Origin of the sequence: Alcanivorax jadensis T9 (assembly GCF_000756655.1) — a bacterium.
Taxonomy (GTDB): domain Bacteria; phylum Pseudomonadota; class Gammaproteobacteria; order Pseudomonadales; family Alcanivoracaceae; genus Alcanivorax; species Alcanivorax jadensis.
On the sequence record NZ_ARXU01000001.1, the window covers coordinates 334,690 to 356,906 of the forward strand.

Genomic DNA, 22,217 nt, shown 5'->3' on the forward strand with positions numbered 1-22,217 from the left:
CTCAATTATCAATTGCCCTTCCCAAACCATTCAAACTGCGAATGCAGGCTCACCACGCTGCCGACAATAATCAACGTGGGTGCATGGATTTCGCGGCCTTCAATCTGATCCGGCAGGCTATCCAGGGTGCCGGTGATCACTTCCTGAAGATTGGTGGTGCCTCGGGAGACCAGCCCTATTGGCGTGTCCCCGGCGCGACCGTGTTCCATCAACTTGCTGCAGATCTGTCGCAGACCGACCAGCCCCATGTAAAACACCACGGTTTCGGTTTCACTGACCAGGTGCGGCCAGTCCAGATCCACCGTGCCATCCTTGCGGTGGCCAGTAACGAAACGGACGGACTGGGCATGATCCCGGTGGGTAAGCGGGATACCGGCATAAGCGGCACAACCGCTGGCCGCAGTAATGCCCGGCACCACCTGAAAGTCGATGCCTTCGGCCACGATCAGGTCGATTTCCTCACCACCACGACCGAAGATAAAAGGATCACCTCCTTTAAGGCGGCACACCTTCTTGCCCTGTTTGGCGTAGTGGACCAACAGTTCGTTGATGTTGTCCTGGGGCAAGGCATGCTTGTCGCGGGCCTTGCCCACGTAGACCAGCTCCGCATCCCGACGGGCAAGATCCACAATGCCCTTACCCACCAGGCGGTCATAGAGAACCACATCCGCTTTCTGCAACAGGCGCAGAGCCCTGAAGGTGAGCAAATCCGGGTCACCGGGACCGGCACCCACCAGATACACCTCCCCTCGACTGAGTCGTGACGCATCCGCCGCCTCAATGGCCTCGGCAAGCATGACTTCCGCCTCACTGTCCTTGCCGGCCATGACCTTCTCGACCAGCGGCCCCTCCAGGGCCTGCTCCCAGAACAGACGGCGGGCGCCCACATTGTTGAGCTTGTCCTTGAGGGGCTGGCGAAACCTGGCCATCAGGTCGGCAAGACGGCCCCAGCGAGCCGGCAACATGGACTCCAGCTGGCTGCGCAGCTTGCGCGCCAGTACCGGCGAGGCGCCAGAGGAGCTAATGCTGATCAGTACCGGCGAACGATCCACAATAGCCGGGAAAATGAAGTCACCCAGGGACGGGTTGTCCACCACATTGACCGGCAATCCCCGAGCCTGGGCCTGCTGCGCCACCGCCGCATTCACCGCCGGGTCATCGGTGGCGCAGATAACCAGTGTCTGTCCGGTCAGATCGCTACTTTCAAAGGCCCGCTCATGGATGACACCCTGGCTTTGCACCGCAATGTCGCGCAGATCCGCGCACACATCGGGAGCAACTACGCTCACCTTTGCACCGGATCGATGCAGAAGACGCCCTTTGCGCAGGGCCACTTCGCCGCCCCCCACAAGCAGGGCCGATTTGCCCTGCAGTCGCCAGCTGATTGGTAGGAATTCCATCAATGCTCCCGGTTTTAATGAGCAGGAGCGTGCTACTGCAGCCGCTCCAGGCCTCTCATGTAAGGGCGCAATGCCTCCGGTACGGTCACGGAACCATCGTCATTCTGATAGTTCTCCAGGATCGCCACCAGTGTACGCCCTACTGCCAGACCAGACCCATTCAAAGTGTGTACCAGTTCGGGCTTGCCGGTTTCCGGGTTGCGCCAGCGGGCCTGCATGCGGCGCGCCTGATAGTCGCGGAAATTGGAGCAGGAGGAAATTTCCCGGTAACGCTGCTGACTAGGCAGCCATACCTCGATGTCATAGGTCTTGGATGAGGAGAAGCCCAGATCACCACCGCAAAGGATCACCACCCGGTAAGGCAAATCCAGCTTCTGCAGAATCGCTTCCGCATGACCGGTCAGGGCTTCCAGGGCCGCATCGGATTCTTCCGGGCGTACCAGTTGCACCAGCTCCACCTTTTCGAACTGGTGCTGGCGGATCATGCCGCGGGTGTCCTTGCCATGGCTGCCCGCTTCAGAGCGGAAACAGGGGGTATGGCAGGTATAACGGCGGGGCAGCGCCTCCGCATCGAGAATCTCGTCAGCGGCCAGATTGGTGACCGGCACCTCGGCGGTGGGAATCAGATACAGCTCGCGCTCACCTTCCATCTTGAACAGGTCATCCGCGAACTTAGGCAGCTGGCCGGTGCCGCGCAGGGCTTCCGGCCCCACCAGATAAGGCACATAGACTTCTTCATAGCCATGTTCGCTGCTGTGAATGTCGAGCATGAAGTCGATCAGCGCCCGATGCAGACGGGCCAGGCCACCGGTCATTACCGCAAAGCGGCTGCCGGAGAGTTTGGCGGCACGCTCGAAATCGAGACCGCCCTGCCCCAGCGCCTCGCCCACATCCACGTGGTCCTTGGGCTCGAAGGTAAAGGTCTTCGGTGTGCCCCACTGACGCACTTCCACGTTGTCGTCTTCGTCATTGCCGGCAGGCACGGCGTCCTGAGGCACATTGGGAATGCCCATCAGGAAATCACGGATTTCTTCCTGAATTGCCTTGGCGTTGGCCACTTCCTGATCCAGCTCCTGATCGATGGTCTTCAGGGATTCGGCCACCTGGGCCTTGGCCTGCTCCACATCCATGCCGGACTGGATCAGCTGGCCCACCTGCTTGGAGGCTTTCTTGCGCTCGGCTTGCAGATCCTGAGAGCGCACGTCGGCCTGTTTGCGGCAGGCATCCAGGGCGGCAAAGGCGTCCAGATCCAGATCAAAACCACGCTTGGCCAGCGCTGCCTTGATGGCGTCACCGTCCTGTCGCAGGGCACGAATATCCAGCATGTTTGTTTTACTCCAAGCAAAAAACGCCCGACGCCAGATGCCTGCCGCAAGACGCTGATAAGATTCTTTCCCGTAGGAGCTATGCTTGCATGACGAACGCCAGTCAGGGCGTTATCGCAAGCAAGTTCGCCATGCAAGCATAGCTCCTACGGTGTATTTTTCCGGCAGTGGTTACTCGAAGAGCAGCCGCCCCAAGAGCAGCCCCAGCCCACCCAGGCAAAAACAGACCAGCACCGACGCCAGCCCGTAGCCCGCCGCCATGCCAAAAGCTTTCATTTCCACCAATCGAACCAGTTCGAAAGAAAAGGTGGAAAAGGTTGTCAGGGCGCCGAGCATGCCGGTCATCAGGGCCAGGCGCCAGAGCTCCCCCACCGGCAGGCTGGCCAGTGCCACGGCCAGAAAGCCGAACAGAAAGCTGCCCACCAGATTCACCCCGAAGGTGGCCCAGGGCCAGGTCGGCATGGACGGCACGCCGATCCACAAGGTGGTGGCAAATCGCAGGCAGGCGCCAATGGCACCACCTCCGGCAACCGCCAACCAGGGCGCCAGGGTCGCCAAACTCATGGCTCCTCTCCGTAACGCTGCCAATCGCTCTCTGCATTCAGGCCGCGAAGGCGAGCCAGCTTTTCCGACACCTTGATCTCCAACCCGCGATTAACTGGTTCATATAAGCGGGTTCCACTGAGGCTAGCTGGAAAATAGTTTTCCCCGGCCACAAAGGCATCCGGAAAATCGTGGGCATAATGATACTCGGCGCCGAAGCCTTCGTCTTTCATCAACTGGGTAGGGGCGTTGCGCAGATGCAGCGGCACCTCGTCAGTGGGATGGTCGCGCACCAGTGCACGGGCCTGATTGTAGGCCTTGTAGACCGCATTGCTCTTAGGCGCCACCGCCAGGTAGGCAATGGCCTGGGCAATGGCCAACTCCCCTTCCGGGCTGCCCAGCCGCTCCTGCACATCCCAGGCCTGCAGGCACAGAGTTAGCGCTCTGGGATCGGCATTGGCCACTTCTTCACTGGCCATCCTCACTACGCGGCGGGCAATGTACAGGGGGTCACAGCCACCGTCCAGCATGCGGGCAAACCAGTACAGAGCGGCATCCGGGTCAGAGCCGCGAACGGACTTGTGTAGCGCGCTGATCTGGTCATAAAACAGATCCCCGCCCTTGTCGAAACGTCGTACCGCATCGCGCAGTACTTCGCGCATCAGTTCTGCATCAATGACGGGCGTCTCGCCATCGGCCAGATCCGCCGCCACTTCAAGCATGTTGAGCAGGCGCCGGGCATCGCCATCAGCGTAGTTGAGCAATAACTCGCGGGCTTCATCATCAAGCTGCATGCCCTTCAGGCTTGGCTCCGCCAGAGCCCGCGCCAGCAGACCGCGCAGATCATCCGAAGTCAGCGATCGTAGCCGGTATACCCGGGCCCGGGACAGCAAGGCGTTGTTGAGCTCGAAGGAGGGGTTTTCTGTGGTGGCACCGATAAAGGTAATGGTGCCCTCTTCCACGTGGGGCAGAAAGGCATCCTGCTGGGCCTTGTTGAAACGATGCACTTCGTCCACGAACAGCACCGTGCGGCGGCCCTGTCCCAGGCGAACCTGGGCCTGCTCCACCGCGGCACGGATATCCTTGACCCCGGACAGTACTGCAGAAAGGGTAATAAACGCCGCATCCACTGCCTGGGCCAGAATCAGGGCCAGGGTGGTTTTGCCCGTGCCGGGCGGGCCCCACAGAATCATGGAATGCAGTTGTCCGCGCTCAAGCGCCTGCCGAAACGGCTTACCGTCGCCCACCAGATGCTGCTGGCCCACGTACTCGTCCAGCGAGGTAGGACGCAGGCGCGCCGCCAGGGGCTGGGCCTGCTGGGCAGCATCGGTGGCGAACAGGTCGTTCATTGCTGTTGCTGAATGACATCCGTGCCTTCCGGCGGCACGAAGTTGAAAAGGGAGTCATCAATGCCGCTGTTAACGGTCAGATCGCGAAAATCAATCACGGTCTGCTGACCCAGGGCATCCTGAAGGCGCATGGAGCTGGGCTGGTCGCCCTGGAAGGTCACATCCAACTGGTCAAACAACGGATCCTTGCCTTTTGGCTTCAGCCGATAGGTAATCCTTTCTGCCTCCCGGCTGCGCTCGGAAATGGTGAAGGCTTCGGCCACATCCGCGGGCTTGCCACCAAACAGCAAGGCCGGCGTCTGACCCAGATCCTGGCTGAGAGGGCGCACGACTACCTGCTCCAGATCCTGGTCATAGACCCAGACGGTATTGCCATCGGACACTGCCAGTTGCTCGAAGGGCATCTCCGTGGACCAGTAAAAGCGGTTGCCCCGGGCCACCTGAAACTCCCCTTCCGCTTCCTGCATGTGGGTGCCGCCCTGATCCAGCACCATCTGTTCGAACTCACCCTTCATGGACTCCAGCTTCTGCAGCTTGGACAACAGTTCGTCAGTGGGTGCCGCCCACAGCAGGGTTGGCATGATCAATAGTCCGGTTACCAGATTACGCATCAAAACTCCTTGTTATACCGGCGGAGGTGCCAGCACTTCGCGCTGACCATTATTCCCCGCCTCAGTCACAACCCCGGCCATTTCCATGGCTTCCACCAGACGGGCGGCGCGGTTGTAGCCAATTTTCAATTTCCGCTGCACGGAAGAAATGGAGGCCCGGCGCGACTGGGTCACGTAAGCCACCGCCTCGTCGTAAAGCGGGTCGTTTTCGTCATCACTCCCACCACCCGCACTTTCCATACCGGGCATGGGCGCATTGAGGTCGCTGCCGCCATCGAGAATTTCTTCCAGATAGTTCGGCTCACCACGCTTGCGCCAATCGTCACAGACACGGTGTACCTCTTCATCTGAGACAAAGGCACCGTGAACCCGTTCCGGAACACTTTTGCCGCCGGGCAAATAAAGCATGTCCCCGTGGCCGAGCAGTTGCTCCGCCCCGCCCTGATCCAGCACCGTACGGGAATCAATCTTGGAGGATACCTGGAAGCCGATCCGGGACGGGACGTTGGCCTTGATCAGGCCGGTAATCACGTCCACAGACGGGCGCTGGGTGGCCAGAATCAGGTGGATGCCGGCAGCCCGGGCCTTCTGGGCGATACGGGCGATCAGCTCTTCCACCTTCTTGCCGACGATCATCATCATGTCGGCAAATTCATCGATTACGATGACGATATACGGCAAATGCTCCGCCAGAGGGGCTTCTTCCTCCAGATTCATGGGGTCGTCGGGCTTCCAGAGCGGGTCCTTGAGAGGCTGGCCGGCCTTTTTGGCATCCGCCACCTTGCGGTTGTAGCCGGAAAGGTTACGCACGCCCATGGAGGCCATCAGGCGATAACGCCGCTCCATCTCACCAACCCCCCAGCGCAGGGCTCCGGCAGCTTCCTTCATATCGGTAACCACCGGGGTTAGCAGGTGAGGTATACCGTCGTAGACCGCCAGCTCGAGCATCTTCGGGTCAATCAGGATCAGCCGCACATCTTCCGGACTGGATTTGAACAGCATGGACAGCAACATGGCGTTCACACCCACCGACTTACCGGAGCCGGTGGTGCCCGCCACCAGCATATGGGGCATTTTCGCCAGATCCGCCATGACCGGGTTACCAGCAATATCCTTGCCCAACGCCATAGTCAGCGGTGACTGTGACTGATCGAACATTTGTGTGCCGACCACCTCAGTAAAACGAATCATTTCCCGCTGTTCGTTGGGAATTTCGATGCCAACCGTGGTTTTGCCGGGAATCACTTCCACCACTCGCACACTGATCACGGCCAGAGAGCGAGCCAGATCCTTGGCCAGGTTGGTAATCTTGGACACCTTGATACCCGGGGCCGGCTGGATCTCGAAACGGGTAATCACCGGCCCAGGCTGCACAGCCACTACTTCGGCCTCGATATTGAAGTCTTTAAGCTTGATTTCCAGCAGGCGGGACATGCCCTCAAGCGCTTCCTCAGAGAAACCGCCCTTGGCCTCTTCCATCGGGTCCAGCAGCACCAACGGCGGCAGTTCGCCGCTCACTTCGGTGGTGAACAGCTTCTGCTGCTTCTCTTTATGAACTCTGGCGCTCTTCTCCACCGGCTTGGCAGGCTTGGCAATCTTCGGCGGTGTGCGGGTTTCCGCTTTCTTCTTGGCCTCGCTGATTACCTTGGCGCGCTTTTCATGGGCCTGTTTCTTCTGCTGGGCCTCTTCACGTTTCTTGCGTCGCGCCTGCCACCAGGCGGGGATTTTCTCGAACGCACCCAGCACCATGGCGCCAAGGCCTTCAGCCAGGGCAATCCACGACAGATCGGTAAAGATGGTGACCCCGATCAGGAACAGGGCAACCATAATCAGGCTGCCGCCAAGGGGGTTGAAGCTGGCCAGCGCCGCGGCGCCGACTTCGTGGCCGAGAATCCCGCCGGCGCCTTCAGGCAGTGCATCACCCACGGTGAAGTGCATGTAAGACAACGCGGTGCCGGCCAGCATGGTCAACACGAAGCCTACCAACCGCAGGCTGAATAGTGGCCAGCTGCCAGGCAAGCCCGCGTGACGTTCACGCAGCACCTTGGTGGCCCAGAAGCCCACCAGCACTGGAAACAGGTACGCCATATAGCCGAACAGACCCAGCAACAGATCGGCGCTGAATGCGCCGGCACGGCCGGCAGCATTGCGCACCGCGTCAACGTTGCCCACGTAGGACCAACCCGGATCACGGCTGTCGAAGCTGATCAGCGCCAGCAGCAGATACAGGCACAGGGCGATCAGAGCAATCACCATGCCCTCGATCAAGCCGCGCTTGAGATGGCGGGAAAACCCGGACTGTCCTTGCCCGGCAACCGTTTTACTCACGCCTTACCCCTTGAGTTGATAAAGTCTTAAAGAAGTGCCGATAACGAATTGAAATTATTGCGATTGTAGTCAATCCCGCTGGGAGCGGCCAGCTTTGTCGCCCCGCCACTGGCGGGCCGGCGGGGATTATCGCACAAATCCTCCCGACTGCCTGCCCGGGCTGGCTGCAGTTGGCTTATCCTATGACACTTATAGGCTTCACGAACCCCCTGTTTTACGGTAGTTTTCACACGCCTTGAATGCGAAGGGCCGCGCCCCCATTTGTGTGGGAGCCATCAGTACCTGACCTTACCTATCAACTGGAGTTCTCAATGAGCGACGTGCAGCACCATCGCCTGATTATCCTCGGTTCCGGCCCTGCGGGTTACACCGCTGCCGTTTACGCCGCCCGTGCCAACCTCAAGCCGGTGGTCATTACCGGGATTCAGCCGGGTGGGCAGCTCACCACCACCACCGAGGTGGATAACTGGCCCGGGGACGTGGAAGGCTTGCAGGGTCCCGACCTGATGGTGCGCATGCAGCAGCATGCCGAGCGCTTCGAAACCGAAATGGTCTACGACCACATTAACGAAGTGGATGTGCGCAATCGCCCCTTTACGCTCAAGGGCGATAGCGGCACTTACACTTGTGATGCCCTGATCATCGCCACCGGCGCCACTGCCATGTATCTGGGCCTGGAATCCGAGGAAGCCTTTATGGGCCGCGGCGTTTCCGCCTGCGCCACCTGTGATGGTTTCTTCTACAAGAACCAGCGCGTGGCCGTTATCGGCGGCGGCAACACCGCTGTCGAGGAAGCGCTGTATCTGTCGCATATCGCCGAACACGTGACCCTGGTACACCGCCGCGACAGCCTGCGTGCGGAGAAAATTCTCCAGGACAAGTTGATCGCCAAGGACAACATCAGCGTTGAGTGGGACCACACCCTGGAAGAAGTGCTGGGCGATGACAGCGGCGTTACCGGCATGCGCATCCAGTCCACCAAGGGCGAAGGCAGCAAGGATGTTGAGCTACAGGGCGTGTTTATTGCCATCGGTCACAAGCCGAACACCGATATCTTCCAGGGCCAGCTGGACATGAATGACGGCTACATCAAGATCCACAGTGGTATCGAAGGCAATGCCACTGCGACCACCGTTGAGGGCGTATTTGCCGCCGGCGACGTGGCAGATCACGTCTACCGTCAGGCAGTGACTTCCGCCGGTGCCGGCTGCATGGCGGCTCTGGATGCGGAGAAGTACCTGGACAACCTGAACCACTGAGGCATGGTGCCATGGCTGGAGCCGGGAACCCCGTTCCCGGATACCGACACCGCCCTGAGCGACCCGGAGGGCCTGTTGGCCGCCGGGGCCGATTTGAGCCCGGAGACGCTGCTCCGGGCTTATTCGTTGGGCATCTTTCCCTGGTATGACGCGGACTACCAGCCAATCCTGTGGTGGTCCCCTGCCCCGCGCTGCGTGATCCATCCGCACAAGATTCATGTCAGCCGTAGCCTGACCCGCCACCTGCGTCGTAGTGATTTCACCGTCACCCTGGATCGGGCTTTCGAGACTGTGATGCGACAGTGCGCCGCTCCTCGCGCTGATGGCACGGGCACCTGGATCAGTGAGGAGATGATCGCCGCCTATGTGCGCTTGCACACCCTTGGCTACGCCCACAGCCTGGAAATCTGGCAGGACGGGCAGATTGCCGGTGGGGTCTATGGCATCAAGCTGGGCGGGGTGTTCTTTGGCGAATCCATGGTCTCCCCTCGGCCCAACGGTTCCAAGATGGCCTTCGCCGCTTTGCGCGCGCTGGCGCCCGCCCTTGGCATCCAGCTTATCGACGCCCAGGTCGAAAACCCGCATCTGCTGACGCTGGGCGCCGAACTCATCGACCGCCCCAGCTTCGAGGGATTGCTCAAAGCACTGATCCCTGACACGCCCACGGCCGAACGCTGGCCTGAGACCGAATGGAACCGGTCCTTGCTTCTGACGCCTGACGCCTAGAGAGTCCATGCCAGCTGGCATCAACGCCTTACGATGATTTCTGCTTCCTGCGTCGCGCATCTGGCGTCTGGCGTTATTTCCTCTACACTTAAGGCATGACCGATCTGTCCACGCTGCGATTTTTCCGCACCCCGGCCCACAGCTGCAGTTACCTGGAGGACCGCCAGGCCTCTACCCTGTTTGTGGACCCACAGGCCAAACTGTCACCAGAGCTCTATAGTGAATTGAGCTTGCTGGGGTTTCGTCGCAGCGGTGATTATCTGTATCGCCCCCACTGCGAGGGCTGCAACGCCTGCATACCGGCCCGGGTAAGGGTGGCGGATTTCCGTCCCCGTCGCCGCCACCGGCGTATCGAGAAGACCAATCAGGATCTCGCCGTCCACCGGGAGCCGGCTCGCTACACCCGCGAGTTCTACAACCTCTATGCGGCCTACATAGATCAACGTCATGGTGACGGAGATATGTATCCCCCCTCAGAGGAGCAGTTCACCAACTTTCTGACCTGTGACTGGGCAGACACCCATTTCTACTGCTTTCGCCAGGGCGAAACCTTGCTGGCCGTGGCGGTCACCGACCAACTGGAGGACGGCCTTTCTGCGGTCTACACCTTCTTCGATCCGCAGCTTCCTGAGCGCAGCCTGGGCGTGATGGCGCTGCTCTGGCAGATTCGCCATTGCCAGCACCTGGAACTCCCCTACCTGTATCTGGGCTACTGGATTAATCAGTGCCAGAAGATGGAATACAAGAGCCAGTACCGCCCCCTGGAAATCCTGCGAAGCGGCGCCTGGAAAGAGTTCGACCCGGACTGAATGGCTTCTCCAGGCCCTCTCCAACGAGCCGAATAACCCGCTTTTAAACCGCTTCCCAACTTCTTTTGCAGCCAGCCGTCTTTTCCGGCACAATTGCGCCCGCTAATAGCCGGTAACCCAAGGTATTCGTTGGATGGCGAAAGAAGAGCAGATTGAACTAGAAGGTGTCATCGTTGAAACCCTGCCGAACACGATGTTCCGTGTGAAGCTGGACAACGGTCATGTTATTACCGCCCATATCTCCGGGAAGATGCGTAAATTCTATATCCGCATTCTCACCGGCGACCGGGTCAAGGTGGAGATGTCCCCCTACGACCTGAGCAAGGGCCGTATTACGTTCCGCATGAAATAAGTGAAAGGCAGTTAACAGTTAATAAGTAACAGTTAACAGCTAAAAAATACCCCCGTCTTTTCACAGAGCCGGGGGTATTTTTGTTTTTTCTTAGCTACTAACTTTTCACTGATTCTCTTTATGCTGGCTCCGGTTCCGCCGCCTTCACGGTCAGTGACAGCTGGCCATCCTTCTCGGTCACATCGACCTGGCCACCGTTCTCGGACAGCTCCCCGAACAACAATTTTTCCGCCAGCGGCTTCTTGAGCTGCTCCTGGATCAGGCGTGCCATGGGGCGGGCACCCATATCCTTGTCGTAGCCCTTGTCTGCCAGCCAGGTACGGGCGGCCTTGTCCACGTTCAGCACCACACCCTTCTCGTCCAGCTGCGCCTGCAGTTCCACCAGGAATTTGTCCACTACACCGAGGATCACCTCGCTGGTGAGCGGCAGGAACTGGATGGTGCCATCCAGACGATTGCGGAATTCAGGCGTAAATACCTTCTTCAGCATCTCCATGCCGTCCGTGCTGTTGTCCTGCTCGGTAAAACCGATGGAACGCTTGTTGAGGACCTCTGCGCCGGCGTTGGTGGTCATGATCACAATCACGTTGCGGAAGTCCGCCTTGCGACCGTTGTTATCAGTCAGGGTGGCGTTATCCATCACCTGCAACAGGATATTGAACACCTCCGGGTGAGCCTTCTCGATTTCGTCCAACAGCAGTACACAGTGCGGCGTCTTGGTCACGGCTTCGGTAAGCAGTCCACCCTGGTCATAGCCCACATACCCTGGCGGCGCGCCAATCAACCGGCTGACGGTGTGACGCTCCATGTACTCGGACATGTCAAACCGCACCAGCTCCACACCCAGGGCCCGGGCAAGTTGACGGCTCACTTCGGTCTTGCCCACCCCGGTGGGGCCGGCAAACATGAAACTGCCAATGGGCTTGTGTTCACCCTTGAGACCGGCACGCGATAGCTTGATGGCTGCCGAGATGGTGTCGATGGCCTCTTCCTGGCCGAACACAGTCATCTTCAGGTCCCGCTCCAGATTGCGCAGCAGCTCCTTGTCAGACGAGGACACCTGCTTGGGAGGAATGCGGGCAATCTTGGCCACCATGTCTTCCACATCGGATTCGTCAATGGTGTGCTTGCGCTGATCTTCCGGGCGCAGGCGCTGCCAGGCGCCGACCTCGTCGATCACATCGATGGCCTTATCAGGGAGGTAGCGATCATTGATATAACGGGCACTCAGTTCCGCCGCCGCTTTCAGGGCCGCATCGCTGTAGCTCACATCGTGGTGCTTTTCGAAGCGGCTCTTCAGCCCCTTGAGAATCCCAACGGTATCCTCTACGGAGGGTTCCACCACATCGATCTTCTGGAATCGACGAGACAAGGCACGGTCCTTCTCGAACACGCCCCGGTATTCCTGGAAGGTGGTCGAGCCCATGCACTTCAGTTCACCGCTGGCGAGCATCGGCTTGAGCAGATTGGAGGCATCCATCACGCCACCGGAAGCAGCACCCGCCCCAATGATGGTGTGAATCTCATCGATAAAGAGAATCGAGTTCGGGTCTTTCTTCAACTCCGCCAGTACCGATTTCAGGCGCTTCTCGAAATCGCCCCGGTACTTGGTGCCAGCCAGCAACGCGCCCAGGTCCAGCGAGTAGACGGTGGCGTCCAGCAGTGGCTCCGGCACCTTCTCTTCCACGATCATGCGGGCCAGGCCTTCGGCGATGGCCGTTTTGCCGACACCGGGCTCGCCGACCAGCAGCGGGTTGTTCTTGCGGCGACGGCAAAGAATCTGCGCTGCCCGCTCAATCTCGAAAGCCCGACCCACCAGCGGATCAATGCGATCAGCACGGGCCAGTTCATTCAGGTTGCTGGCGTAGTTTTCCAGGGCACTTGCCGGCGCGCTCTCACCACCGTTCTCCATGTCCTGATCCGCCTCCATGGACGGCTCAGCGTCCTGCACCTGGGAGATGCCGTGAGCAATAAAGTTCACCACATCCAGGCGATGGATATCCTGGCAGTTGAGGAAATACACTGCCTGGCTTTCCTGCTCATTGAAGATGGCAACCACCACATTGGCGCCGGTCACTTCTTTCTTGCCCGACGACTGCACGCTGAACACCGCACGCTGCAGCACCCGCTGGAAACCCAGGGTTGGCTGGGTATCGCGGTCAGGATCGCTTTCCGGCAGTAACGGCGTGGAATCCTCGATAAACTGGCTTAACGAATCGCGCAGTTCCTCCAGATCTGCGCTACAGGCACGCAGAACCTCGACGGCCGCCTCGTTATCCAGCAGCGCCAGCAGCAAATGCTCAACGGTCATGAATTCATGCCGGTGGCTACGTGCGTGGCGGAACGCTTCGTTGAGCGTCATTTCCAGTTCTTTGCTGAGCATAAGGCTACCTCACTGCAGTACCCGGACATTCAGTTGGGGGGCCTGAATCAGGCCTTCTCCACCTGACACATCAGCGGATGCTGATTTTCACGGGCATATTCCACCACCTGAGTGGCTTTCGTTTCGGCGATATCCTGGGGATAAACCCCGCACACCGCCTTTCCTTCGGTATGGACCGTGAGCATCACACGGGTTGCCTGCTCGCGGCCCAGATTGAAGAAGTCTTCCAGTATCTCTACCACAAAATCCATGGGGGTGTAGTCATCATTGAGCATCAACACCTTGTACATGGAGGGGGGCTTCAACTTCGGCCTGGCCTCCTCCACCGCCAGATCACCATGGCGATCCGGGTCGGAGGGGGTATCTGCAGGCCCGTTACGGAGATCATCTTTTCCGTGAGCCATCACCGAGTGCCCTTGTTGTTGCCAGTTCATAATGCCTCGAAACCGTTGTAACCCTGCTGGCGTCAGCAGGCAATGAAGAAATGATGGGCGGTAACGGATTTTTCAATCCCTAGCAGGCTGCCAGCCCATGAATATTTCACAGGCTTGACACCCTGCGACGCATGTTTAAAAGTTGCACGATAACTCCGGTTACCAGTTTAGCGTAGCAGTCGGCCCGGGGATAACAACAAACAATGACAGCCATTGGATAGGCAAGAGGGAAGGACCATGGCAACGGGACGAGTAAAGTGGTTTAACAATGCCAAGGGGTACGGGTTTGTCAGGCCCGATGAAGGGGGGGAGGATCTGTTCGTCCACTACTCCTATATCCAGATGGAGGGCTACAAGAGCCTGAAGGCGGGCCAACCCGTGGAATACGAGGTTCAGCCGGCCAACAAGGGCTTTCACGCCGTCAATCTGCGCGCTGATGGGGAATACGTCGAAGCGGATAACGAAGAAGGCGCCGCTGAAAAACAGCCGACACCTTCCTGACAGTGCCATGAGCGGGTATCTGGCTGATCAGATACCCATATGCTCAATCACTGCCTCACCGAATTCAGAGCACTTCAGCAAGGTGGCATCCGGCATCAGCCTCTCGAAGTCGTAGGTCACGGTCTTGGCGGCAATCGCCCCTTCCACCCCATTAATGATGAGGTCGGCAGCATCATTCCAGCCCATGTGACGCAGCATCATTTCCGCTGACAGGATCAGGGAGCCGGGATTCACCTTGTCCTGGCCGGCGTACTTCGGTGCAGTACCGTGGGTCGCCTCGAACAGGGATACGGAGCCGCCGATGTTGGCGCCCGGCGCGATACCGATACCGCCCACTTCCGCTGCCAGGGCATCGGAAATGTAATCACCATTCAGGTTCAGGGTGGCAATCACACTGTAATCGGCTGGACGCATCAGGATCTGTTGCAAGAAAGCATCCGCGATCACGTCCTTGATGATGATGTCCTTGCCGGTACGCGGGTTCTTCATGGTCATCCAGGGGCCGCCATCCAGCAATTCAGCGCCGAAACGGTCCCCGGCAAGCTGATACCCCCAGTCTTTAAAGGCCCCCTCGGTGTACTTCATGATGTTGCCTTTGTGCACCAGGGTGACGGAATCCTTGTCGTTATCGATGGCGTACTGGATCGCCTTGCGAACCAGTCGCTGCGTCCCTTCACGGGACACCGGCTTGATGCCGATACCACAGCCTTCCGGGAATCGAATCTGGGTAACGCCCATTTCCTCACGCAGAAAACGGATCAGTTTGGTCGCTTCCGGGCTGTCCGCCGCCCATTCGATACCCGCATAGATATCTTCGGAGTTCTCGCGGAAGATGATCATGTCGGTCAGTTCGGGGTGAACCACCGGGCTTGGAACCCCTTCAAAGTAGCGTACCGGGCGCATACAGGTGTAAAGATCGAGCTCCTGACGCAGGGCCACGTTCAGAGAGCGGATGCCACCACCTACCGGGGTGGTGAGCGGTCCCTTGATACCCACGGTGAATTCACGCAGCGCTTCCAGGGTCTCTTCGGGCAGCCATACATCGGGCCCATAGACGACGGTGGCCTTTTCCCCGGCATAGACTTCCATCCAGGTAATGCCACGCTTGGTTCCATAGGCTTTTTCGATTGCGGCATTCACCACGTTCATCATCACTGGTGAGATATCAACACCAATGCCGTCCCCTTCGATATAAGGAATAATCGGGTGGTTGGGGACATTCAGGGACAGGTCCGCATTGACTGTGATTTTGTCACCGTCTGCGGGGACCGTGATCTTTTGGTATCCCATCTACACTACTCCCTCTGAATAAAAGCGAATTAGGCGCCTGTCGGCGAGTATAGCACCGAGATGAAGCTCGCGGACATCAGGGGCAAACCCGGGTTCACCGTGATTCTACCCTCCTCTGCGGCTCCTCAGATCATTCAGATCCCCTTCCACAGAAGCGAAATCACCGCAATGGTGCTCAGAAGTACCAGCATGCCCGGAGTGGGCAAACAGGGACAAGCTCAGCAATGCGAGCACCGCATAACGGGTATCGCCTGACAGAAAAAAACCGGCTTTCGCCGGCTTTTTTCGTTGCGTCTGACGCTTACAGTTTATCCATAATATTGTTGAAGGTGGCACTTGGCCGCATGGCAGCGGAGACCTTGCTGAAGTCGGGGTTATAGTAACCACCAATATCAATGGGAGAACCCTGCACCGCTATCATTTCCTTGACGATGTCATTTTCGTTTTCGGTGAGTGCAGAGGCAATCTCAGTGAATTTGTCTTTCAACTCAGCGTCATCATCCTGTGCAGCGAGTGCCTGGGCCCAGTACATGGCCACATAGAAATGACTTACCCGGTTATCGGGCTCACCCACCTTCCGTGACGGTGACTTGTTCTGCTCAAGATACTGCTCGTTGGCCTTATCCAGGGCAGCGGCAATGACGCTGGCCTTCTTGTTGCCATACTTTTCGCCAAGCTCTTCAATGGACACCGACAGGGCCAGAAATTCGCCGAGCGAGTCCCAACGCAGGTGATTTTCTTCCGTGAATTGCTGCACATGCTTCGGCGCAGAGCCGCCAGCACCGGTTTCATAGAGACCGCCGCCGGCCATCAAAGGCACAATGGAAAGCATCTTGGCGCTAGTACCGAGCTCCAGTATCGGGAACAGGTCCGTCAGATAATCACGCAACACATTACCTGTCACCGAAATGGTATCTTTGCCGCGGATCATGCGCTCCATGGTATAGCGGATCGCCTGAACCGGAGACATGATGCGAATATCAAGCCCTTCGGTATCATGATCCTTGAGGTATTCCCTGACCTTCTGGATAAGCTGCGCATCGTGCGCCCGCTCTTTATCCAGCCAGAAAATGGCAGGTGTACCGCTTTGCCGGGCTCGGTTTACTGCCAGCTTCACCCAATCACGGATAGGCAGGTCCTTCGCCTGGCACATGCGCCAGATATCGCCCTTCTCCACCTCGTGGGTCAGTAGCACCTGGCCATCTTCTCGGACGATACGCATGGTACCGTCCCCTTTTACTTCGAAGGTCTTGTCGTGAGAGCCATATTCCTCGGCTTTCTGCGCCATCAAACCCACATTAGGCACAGAACCACAGGTCACCGGGTCGAAGGCGCCATGGGTTTTGCAGAAATTGATGACTTCCTGATAGATAGTGGCATAGGTGCTTTCAGGAATAACGGCCTTGGTGTCTTTCAGCTTGCCGTCTGCGCCATACATTTTCCCGCCCTGGCGAATCATCGCCGGCATGGAGGCATCGACAATAACGTCTGATGGCACATGCAGGTTGGAAATGCCACGGTCTGAATCAACCATGGCCAGTTCAGGACGATGCAGGTAACAGGCCCGAATGGTGGATTCGATTTCCAGCCGCTGGGAAATCGGCAGTTCCTCGATCTTCTGGTAGATATGGCTCAAGCCGTTGTTCGGGTTGGCGCCGATCTGTTCCAGGGTTTCACCGTGCTGGTCAAACAGCTCTTTATAGAAACGACGAACCGCATAGCCGAACACAATGGGATGAGACACCTTCATCATGGTGGCTTTTACGTGCAGGGAGAAAAGTATGCCCGTGTTCTTGGCATCGTCGAGCTGCTCGTCAAAGAAATCACACAGCGCCTTTTTGCTCATGTACATGGCATCAATCACTTCCCCATCAAGAAGCGGTAATTCCGGCTTCATGACAGTGATGTTGCCATTGGCATCCTCAAACTCGATGCGTACGTTGCATGCCTTCTCAACCGTGGTGGAGGTCTCATGGGAAAAGAAGTCACCGCCACGCATATGGGCAACATGGGTACGGGATGCCTGGCTCCAGTAGCCCATACTATGAGGATTCTTGCGGGCGTAATTTTTTACCGCAATCGGGGCGCGACGGTCCGAGTTGCCTTCGCGAAGTACCGGGTTGACCGCTGAACCCAGAATCTTGGTGTAGCGGGCCTGGATCTCCTCTTCCTCTTCGCTGCGAGGCTCATCAGGATATTCAGGCACCTTGAACCCGTGTTCATTCAGCTCCGCGATAGCTTCCCTGAGCTGATGAATGGAGGCACTGATATTGGGGAGTTTGATGATGTTGGCTTCAGGATCTTGCGTCAAAGCACCGAGTTCAGAAAGAGCATCCTCCACCTTCTGATCTTCTGACAGATAGTCAGGGAACGTAGCGAGAATGCGTGCAGCCAGTGAGATATCACTGCTTTCAACGTCTATGCCAGCGATCGACGTAAATTTTTCAATGATGGGTAAAAAGGAATAGGTCGCCAGCGCTGGCGCCTCATCAGTTATGGTATAGATAATTTTAGGGGTGGTCATAAAATTACAGGTCCCAATTGTATTGGCAGTGCTTCCCGCCCGATATGAGCCGGCTTTTGGCCGTCAGATCAGCGAGACCGAACAGGAGTGCTCCCTCCAGATAAACCGTATTCTGCATCAGCTGGCGAGTATAGCACCGACCGCCTACCCTTGTTAGCGTAGCCACCCGGTAACGCGACTCAAATCATCAATGACAGCCATCAGGAATGTCAGGCCATATGGCGCAACTGATTTTGCTCAACAAACCCTTTCAGGTCCTTTCCCAGTTCAGCGACGATCAGGGGCGCCGAACGTTGCGGGAGTTCGTGCCAGTACCCGGTGTGTACCCGGCCGGGCGGCTGGACTGGGATTCTGAAGGGCTGCTGTTGCTAACCGATGACGGTCCCCTGCAGGCACGCATCAGCCAGCCGCGCTTTCATCTGCCCAAGACCTATCTGGTGCAGGTGGAAGGTACGCCCGGGGAGCAGGAACTGCAAAAACTGCGCCAGGGGATCACTCTCAAGGACGGTCCCTGTCGGCCAGCCAAGGTGGAAGCCATCCCGGCACCCGATCTATGGCCGCGCCACCCCCCGGTCAGGACTCGTAAAACGGTAACGGATAGCTGGCTGAAACTCACCATAGACGAAGGTCGAAACCGGCAGGTACGACGCATGACGGCGGCCATTGGCTACCCCACCCTGCGCCTGGTTCGCTGGCAGATCGGCGACTGGGACTTGACCGGCCTGGCTCCCGGAAAATGGCACTCTACGGCAATTCATGCCCCGAAAGCCCCTGCAGCCAGGCGGCCGCGGCCTCGGCATCCCGCTCGCGGGCCTCGACCCAAAACCAGCGGCCGCCGATAAGCTCTTTCTTCCAGAATGGTGCCCGGGTTTTCAGCAAATCCATGATAAACGCACAGGCCTCGAAGGCGGCCTGTCTGTGAGCGGCACTCACCGCTACCTGAACGATGTCATCACCAGGCGATATCGTGCCAACCCGGTGCACCACCCAGGCACCATTAAGGTGCCACTGCGTTGCGGCCTGCTCGACAATGGTGCTCAGCACCGACTCTGTCATCCCCGGATAATGCTCCAGATGGAGCGCTTCCACCCTGCCCTGCTCATCGCGCACCTGCCCGGCAAACTGCACCTGGGCACCGCTGAGGCCGGCATCACCCAGCCATGCGGCCGGCTCGGTACTATCCAGTGGGCCATTACGAATCTCGATACGGGTTTTCATCCGCCGGTCACCGGAGGGAACAGGGCCACCACATCACCGTCACAAATCGCCGCATCCTCGGTAGCCAGCACCTCATTCACTGCCACCATACGCCGCGGCGTAGCGGCCAGCGCCTGAGCGACTCGCGGGTCCTGTTCTGTCAGCCAGTCCGCCAGCTTTGCTACTGTATTAACCGCCTCCGGTGGGGATACTGTCATATTGTCGTTGCCGACCCGCTCGCGCAGGGCGGCAAAAAAACGCACTTCTATCATCGCTCGTCGTCCAGTTCGCAATCCTCTCGCTGGTAATGGCCACTGCGACCACCGCTCTTCTCCAGCAAACAGATCTCTTCAATCACCATGCCACGATCCACTGCCTTGCACATGTCATAGAGTGTCAGTGCGGCCACCGAGGCCGCCGTAAGCGCCTCCATTTCCACACCAGTCACCCCCTTGAGCTTGCAGGTGGTGAGAATTTCCAGGCCATCTTGCCCCGCTTCTTCAATCGCAACCGTCACCTTGCTAAGCAACAGGGGGTGACACATGGGGATCAGATCCCAGGTTTTCTTGGCCGCCTGGATCCCGGCGATACGAGCGGTGGCAATCACATCCCCCTTGGGATGCCGCTTATCGCGGATCATTGCCAGGGTTTGCGGCTGCATGCGGATACGCGCACGGGCGGTCGCCTCTCGCTGCGTTTGCGCCTTGTCGGTCACGTCCACCATCTGGGCGCGTCCCTGGTCATCCAGGTGGGTAAACCGGTCACCGGGCATTGATCACTCCTGTTGTCTGTGGCGCTGCTGCGCTACCATTCCCGCCTTTATTGTCCGTCTGAATCCATGGATCCATGGTGACAGAACGGATTGCGTTATTATTGTGCCCCATTTGGACGGGGCCAGTACCGGTAGGGTTGCTATGAACAGCTTTGAGCCGCACATTACTGTGGCCTGTGTGGTGGAACAAGACGGGCGCTTCCTCTTTGTTCGGGAAATGAGCAAGGGCAAGGAAGTGCTGAACCAGCCCGCCGGGCATGTGGAATTCGGTGAAAACCTGATGCAGGCGGCCTACCGGGAAACCCTGGAAGAAACCGCCTGGCAGGTGGAAATCACCGACCTGCTGGGCTGGTATATCTTTCAGCCCTTCCGCGGTGCCGGGGTCTACTACCGCACCTGTTTCGTGGCCAGGCCGGTCAGCCATGATCCGGGCCAGAAGCTGGATACCGGTATTCTCGGCGCCGAATGGCTGACACCGGACGAACTGCGCAACCGTCGCCCTCAACACCGTAGCGCCCTGGTGGAAAAATGCCTGGACGACTATCTGTCAGGTCGGCGCCTGCCACTGGACACCATCTATCAGCACCCCTGGCCGCTGCAGCGCGGCTGACATGAAGGCAGCACCATGAGCCAAGTTTCTGCAAAAGCCCCACAAGACACCCATGTGATCGTCGGCATGTCCGGCGGTGTTGATTCCTCGGTGGCCGCTGCGCGGCTGCTGGATGCGGGTTATCACGTCGAAGGCCTGTTCATGAAGAACTGGGATGAAGACGATGGCACCGACTACTGCACCGCCCGGGAAGACCTGATGGATGCCATGCAGGTAGCGGGCGTACTGGGTATCGAGCTACATACGGCCAATTTTGCTGCGGAGTACTGGGACCGGGTATTCGAACATTTTCTGGCTGAATACAAGGCCGGTCGCACCCCCAACCCGGACATCCTCTGCAACAAGGAAATCAAATTCCAGGCGTTTCTGGACCACGCTATCACCCTGGGCGCGGACTATATTGCTACCGGCCACTATTCCCAGGTGAGCCACGACGGTAAGGGGCGCCTGATGCGGGCCGTGGATACCAACAAGGACCAGACCTACTTCCTCCACGCCGTGGATCACCACAAGTTCGAGCGCACCCTGTTCCCACTGGGTGACCTGGAAAAGCCGGAAGTGCGTCGCATCGCCGAAGAAAAGGGCTTTGCCAACCACAAGAAGAAGGACTCCACCGGGATCTGCTTTATCGGCGAGCGCCGATTCAAGGATTTTCTTGAGCAGTACCTGCCCGCCCAGCCTGGCAAGATCGAAGACGACCATGGCAATGTGATCGGCGACCACGATGGTCTCATGTATTACACCCTGGGCCAGCGCCAGGGCCTGGGCATTGGTGGTCGCGCCAACGCCGGCGATGCGCCCTGGTACGTGGCCGGCAAGGACCTTGAGCGAAATGTGCTGGTCGCCGTCCAGGGCACGGATCACCCGCTGCTCTACAGCCGCGAACTGACCAGCGCCCCCATGCAGTGGGTCGCCCTGGCACCGCCGACCCTGCCCGCCCGGCTCACCGCCAAGACCCGCTACCGGCAACCGGACCAGGCCTGCACCGTCAGCGACGCCGGGGATGGCCGTGTTCAGGTGGTATTTGCCGAACCCCAGCGGGCCGTGACACCCGGCCAGTCCGTGGTGTTCTATGATGGGCCCGTATGCCTGGGCGGCGCAGTGATAGAGGAGACCGCATGAGCGAACGCTTCAGCCCGCAACAGCAGCAGCTACTGGCTCTGGCAGCCGTCTTCCAGGCCGCCCAGCTGGCCGACGACATTGCTCTTCGCGGCGATTGTGATCCACGGGCTTTCGAGGCCCTGATGCAGGGCGTCATGGCTCTGGATGCAGAAAGTTTTGACACCATTTACTCACAACCGGCCCTGCTCCGTGATGGCGTCAGCCTGCTCAACCGCAGCCTTAACCGGGATTCAGCCGGCGGCAACCTGCGCCCGCTCAATTACGGCCTGGCGTTGCTGCACCTGGCAGCCAAATTGCGCAAGAACGATGACACCGTGAACATCCTGCGCCACCGCCTCAAGGCCCTAGATGGCCAGCAGGCCCATTTCAGCAGTGTTCGAGACGACGCCTTTTGCCACCGGCTGGGCGGTATTTATGTGGACACCCTGGGCACCTTCCGTTTTCGTATCCAGGTAAAAGGCGAACCGGCCCACCTGCAGGACGAAAACAAGGCCGCCCGGGTCCGGGCACTGTTCCTGGCCGGCGTCCGCGCCGCCTTCCTCTGGCACCAGCTCGGCGGCCGCCGCTGGCAACTTCTGTTCCAGAGAAAGCGACTTTTGACTGCTATAGAATCTATAGATATCAATAACTTGTAATGCTTACCTAAAGTCACCTGTAGGAGCGGCGCTTGAGCCGCGAACCC

22 protein-coding genes are annotated in these 22,217 nt (G+C 58.6%); 9 read left to right on the forward strand and 13 right to left on the reverse strand.

Annotation, left to right across the window (positions count from 1 at the left end; genetic code table 11):
* Positions 1-8 precede the first annotated feature (8 nt).
* The 6 genes from cysG to T9A_RS01575 form a co-directional block, all read right to left on the reverse strand.
* Positions 9-1,400 carry a siroheme synthase CysG gene (gene cysG, locus T9A_RS01550; RefSeq protein ID WP_035244489.1) on the reverse strand — a complete coding sequence of 464 codons (1,392 nt, stop codon included), beginning with the start codon at positions 1,398-1,400 and terminating at the stop codon, positions 9-11.
* A gap of 32 nt (positions 1,401-1,432) precedes the next feature.
* Positions 1,433-2,725 carry a serine--tRNA ligase gene (serS, locus tag T9A_RS01555; RefSeq protein WP_035244490.1) on the reverse strand — a complete coding sequence of 431 codons (1,293 nt, stop codon included), beginning with the start codon at positions 2,723-2,725 and terminating at the stop codon, positions 1,433-1,435.
* Between the two features lie 171 nt (positions 2,726-2,896).
* Positions 2,897-3,289: a fluoride efflux transporter FluC gene (locus tag T9A_RS01560; protein WP_035244491.1), complete on the reverse strand. Its 393-nt coding sequence runs from the start codon at positions 3,287-3,289 to the stop codon at positions 2,897-2,899.
* Positions 3,286-4,617, reverse strand: a complete 1,332-nt coding sequence (locus T9A_RS01565; RefSeq protein ID WP_052042423.1) for a replication-associated recombination protein A — start codon at positions 4,615-4,617, stop codon at positions 3,286-3,288. The genes T9A_RS01560 and T9A_RS01565 overlap by 4 nt, the downstream gene beginning before the upstream one ends.
* The gene (lolA, locus tag T9A_RS01570; RefSeq protein WP_052042424.1) at positions 4,614-5,228 is read right to left on the reverse strand and encodes an outer membrane lipoprotein periplasmic chaperone LolA; all 615 of its coding nucleotides are present in this window, start codon (positions 5,226-5,228) and stop codon (positions 4,614-4,616) included. Before lolA ends, T9A_RS01565 begins: the two co-directional genes overlap by 4 nt.
* 12 nt (positions 5,229-5,240) lie before the next feature.
* Entirely contained in the window at positions 5,241-7,556 is a 2,316-nt protein-coding gene (locus tag T9A_RS01575) for a DNA translocase FtsK (protein ID WP_035244492.1), read from the reverse strand.
* 311 nt (positions 7,557-7,867) lie between these two features.
* Here T9A_RS01575 and trxB point away from each other — a divergent pair, with 311 nt between their 5' ends.
* The 4 genes from trxB to infA all read left to right on the forward strand — a co-directional run bounded on the left by trxB (position 7,868) and on the right by infA (position 10,702).
* The gene (trxB, locus tag T9A_RS01580) at positions 7,868-8,815 is read left to right on the forward strand and encodes a thioredoxin-disulfide reductase (protein ID WP_035244493.1); all 948 of its coding nucleotides are present in this window, start codon (positions 7,868-7,870) and stop codon (positions 8,813-8,815) included.
* Positions 8,816-8,818: 3 nt separating this feature from the next.
* Complete coding sequence (aat, locus tag T9A_RS01585; protein WP_035244494.1) at positions 8,819-9,541, forward strand: leucyl/phenylalanyl-tRNA--protein transferase; 723 nt, start codon at positions 8,819-8,821, stop codon at positions 9,539-9,541.
* A 95-nt stretch (positions 9,542-9,636) separates the two neighbouring features.
* Entirely contained in the window at positions 9,637-10,350 is a 714-nt protein-coding gene (locus tag T9A_RS01590; protein WP_035244496.1) for an arginyltransferase, read from the forward strand.
* Between the two features lie 133 nt (positions 10,351-10,483).
* On the forward strand, positions 10,484-10,702 hold the full coding sequence (gene infA / locus T9A_RS01595; RefSeq protein ID WP_008929746.1) for a translation initiation factor IF-1: 219 nt from the start codon (positions 10,484-10,486) through the stop codon (positions 10,700-10,702).
* Positions 10,703-10,820: 118 nt separating this feature from the next.
* On the opposite strand, the gene clpA is transcribed toward infA, so the two are convergent.
* Together clpA and clpS are read right to left on the reverse strand one after the other, a co-directional pair.
* Positions 10,821-13,085 (reverse strand): ATP-dependent Clp protease ATP-binding subunit ClpA, encoded by a 2,265-nt coding sequence (clpA, locus tag T9A_RS01600; protein WP_035244498.1) that lies wholly within the window; start codon positions 13,083-13,085, stop codon positions 10,821-10,823.
* A gap of 47 nt (positions 13,086-13,132) precedes the next feature.
* Positions 13,133-13,489, reverse strand: a complete 357-nt coding sequence (gene clpS, locus T9A_RS01605; protein ID WP_052042425.1) for an ATP-dependent Clp protease adapter ClpS — start codon at positions 13,487-13,489, stop codon at positions 13,133-13,135.
* Positions 13,490-13,756: 267 nt separating this feature from the next.
* Here clpS and T9A_RS01610 point away from each other — a divergent pair, with 267 nt between their 5' ends.
* Complete coding sequence (locus T9A_RS01610; RefSeq protein WP_035244500.1) at positions 13,757-14,020, forward strand: cold-shock protein; 264 nt, start codon at positions 13,757-13,759, stop codon at positions 14,018-14,020.
* A gap of 27 nt (positions 14,021-14,047) precedes the next feature.
* On the opposite strand, the gene icd is transcribed toward T9A_RS01610, so the two are convergent.
* Both icd and T9A_RS01625 read right to left on the reverse strand, forming a co-directional pair.
* On the reverse strand, positions 14,048-15,310 hold the full coding sequence (icd, locus tag T9A_RS01615; RefSeq protein ID WP_035244501.1) for an NADP-dependent isocitrate dehydrogenase: 1,263 nt from the start codon (positions 15,308-15,310) through the stop codon (positions 14,048-14,050).
* Between the two features lie 301 nt (positions 15,311-15,611).
* A complete protein-coding gene (locus T9A_RS01625) occupies positions 15,612-17,834 on the reverse strand; it encodes an NADP-dependent isocitrate dehydrogenase (RefSeq protein ID WP_035244504.1) in 2,223 nt (740 codons plus the stop codon).
* Positions 17,835-18,052: 218 nt separating this feature from the next.
* Between T9A_RS01625 and T9A_RS01630 the strand changes: the two genes are divergently transcribed.
* Positions 18,053-18,676: a pseudouridine synthase gene (locus T9A_RS01630; RefSeq protein ID WP_035244506.1), complete on the forward strand. Its 624-nt coding sequence runs from the start codon at positions 18,053-18,055 to the stop codon at positions 18,674-18,676.
* On the opposite strand, the gene T9A_RS01635 is transcribed toward T9A_RS01630, so the two are convergent.
* From T9A_RS01635 to moaC, 3 genes are read right to left on the reverse strand one after another with little or no spacing between them, the layout of a single operon-like run.
* Entirely contained in the window at positions 18,579-19,052 is a 474-nt protein-coding gene (locus tag T9A_RS01635) for a molybdenum cofactor biosynthesis protein MoaE (protein ID WP_035244508.1), read from the reverse strand. The genes T9A_RS01630 and T9A_RS01635 overlap by 98 nt on opposite strands.
* Positions 19,049-19,303: a molybdopterin converting factor subunit 1 gene (moaD, locus tag T9A_RS01640; protein WP_035244510.1), complete on the reverse strand. Its 255-nt coding sequence runs from the start codon at positions 19,301-19,303 to the stop codon at positions 19,049-19,051. The genes T9A_RS01635 and moaD overlap by 4 nt, the downstream gene beginning before the upstream one ends.
* Positions 19,300-19,803: a cyclic pyranopterin monophosphate synthase MoaC gene (gene moaC / locus T9A_RS01645; RefSeq protein WP_035244511.1), complete on the reverse strand. Its 504-nt coding sequence runs from the start codon at positions 19,801-19,803 to the stop codon at positions 19,300-19,302. Before moaC ends, moaD begins: the two co-directional genes overlap by 4 nt.
* 142 nt (positions 19,804-19,945) lie before the next feature.
* Here moaC and T9A_RS01650 point away from each other — a divergent pair, with 142 nt between their 5' ends.
* From T9A_RS01650 to hflD, 3 genes are read left to right on the forward strand one after another with little or no spacing between them, the layout of a single operon-like run.
* Positions 19,946-20,413, forward strand: coding sequence for an NUDIX hydrolase (locus T9A_RS01650; protein ID WP_035244512.1), 468 nt, complete (start codon positions 19,946-19,948; stop codon positions 20,411-20,413).
* A 15-nt stretch (positions 20,414-20,428) separates the two neighbouring features.
* A complete protein-coding gene (mnmA, locus tag T9A_RS01655) occupies positions 20,429-21,535 on the forward strand; it encodes a tRNA 2-thiouridine(34) synthase MnmA (RefSeq protein ID WP_035244514.1) in 1,107 nt (368 codons plus the stop codon).
* A complete protein-coding gene (gene hflD, locus T9A_RS01660) occupies positions 21,532-22,170 on the forward strand; it encodes a high frequency lysogenization protein HflD (RefSeq protein ID WP_035244516.1) in 639 nt (212 codons plus the stop codon). Before mnmA ends, hflD begins: the two co-directional genes overlap by 4 nt.
* Positions 22,171-22,217 lie beyond the last annotated feature (47 nt).

What these genes read in the sequence shown, in the direction of transcription:
- cysG (WP_035244489.1), bottom strand. Translation starts at nt 1,400, where the DNA reads ATGGAATTCCTACCAATCAGCTGGCGACTGCAGGGCAAATCGGCCCTG.
- serS (WP_035244490.1), bottom strand. Translation starts at nt 2,725, where the DNA reads ATGCTGGATATTCGTGCCCTGCGACAGGACGGTGACGCCATCAAGGCA.
- T9A_RS01560 (WP_035244491.1), bottom strand. Translation starts at nt 3,289, where the DNA reads ATGAGTTTGGCGACCCTGGCGCCCTGGTTGGCGGTTGCCGGAGGTGGT.
- T9A_RS01565 (WP_052042423.1), bottom strand. Translation starts at nt 4,617, where the DNA reads ATGAACGACCTGTTCGCCACCGATGCTGCCCAGCAGGCCCAGCCCCTG.
- lolA (WP_052042424.1), bottom strand. Translation starts at nt 5,228, where the DNA reads ATGCGTAATCTGGTAACCGGACTATTGATCATGCCAACCCTGCTGTGG.
- trxB (WP_035244493.1), top strand. Translation starts at nt 7,868, where the DNA reads ATGAGCGACGTGCAGCACCATCGCCTGATTATCCTCGGTTCCGGCCCT.
- aat (WP_035244494.1), top strand. Translation starts at nt 8,819, where the DNA reads ATGGTGCCATGGCTGGAGCCGGGAACCCCGTTCCCGGATACCGACACC.
- T9A_RS01590 (WP_035244496.1), top strand. Translation starts at nt 9,637, where the DNA reads ATGACCGATCTGTCCACGCTGCGATTTTTCCGCACCCCGGCCCACAGC.
- infA (WP_008929746.1), top strand. Translation starts at nt 10,484, where the DNA reads ATGGCGAAAGAAGAGCAGATTGAACTAGAAGGTGTCATCGTTGAAACC.
- clpA (WP_035244498.1), bottom strand. Translation starts at nt 13,085, where the DNA reads ATGCTCAGCAAAGAACTGGAAATGACGCTCAACGAAGCGTTCCGCCAC.
- clpS (WP_052042425.1), bottom strand. Translation starts at nt 13,489, where the DNA reads ATGGCTCACGGAAAAGATGATCTCCGTAACGGGCCTGCAGATACCCCC.
- T9A_RS01610 (WP_035244500.1), top strand. Translation starts at nt 13,757, where the DNA reads ATGGCAACGGGACGAGTAAAGTGGTTTAACAATGCCAAGGGGTACGGG.
- icd (WP_035244501.1), bottom strand. Translation starts at nt 15,310, where the DNA reads ATGGGATACCAAAAGATCACGGTCCCCGCAGACGGTGACAAAATCACA.
- T9A_RS01625 (WP_035244504.1), bottom strand. Translation starts at nt 17,834, where the DNA reads ATGACCACCCCTAAAATTATCTATACCATAACTGATGAGGCGCCAGCG.
- T9A_RS01630 (WP_035244506.1), top strand. Translation starts at nt 18,053, where the DNA reads ATGGCGCAACTGATTTTGCTCAACAAACCCTTTCAGGTCCTTTCCCAG.
- T9A_RS01635 (WP_035244508.1), bottom strand. Translation starts at nt 19,052, where the DNA reads ATGAAAACCCGTATCGAGATTCGTAATGGCCCACTGGATAGTACCGAG.
- moaD (WP_035244510.1), bottom strand. Translation starts at nt 19,303, where the DNA reads ATGATAGAAGTGCGTTTTTTTGCCGCCCTGCGCGAGCGGGTCGGCAAC.
- moaC (WP_035244511.1), bottom strand. Translation starts at nt 19,803, where the DNA reads ATGCCCGGTGACCGGTTTACCCACCTGGATGACCAGGGACGCGCCCAG.
- T9A_RS01650 (WP_035244512.1), top strand. Translation starts at nt 19,946, where the DNA reads ATGAACAGCTTTGAGCCGCACATTACTGTGGCCTGTGTGGTGGAACAA.
- mnmA (WP_035244514.1), top strand. Translation starts at nt 20,429, where the DNA reads ATGAGCCAAGTTTCTGCAAAAGCCCCACAAGACACCCATGTGATCGTC.
- hflD (WP_035244516.1), top strand. Translation starts at nt 21,532, where the DNA reads ATGAGCGAACGCTTCAGCCCGCAACAGCAGCAGCTACTGGCTCTGGCA.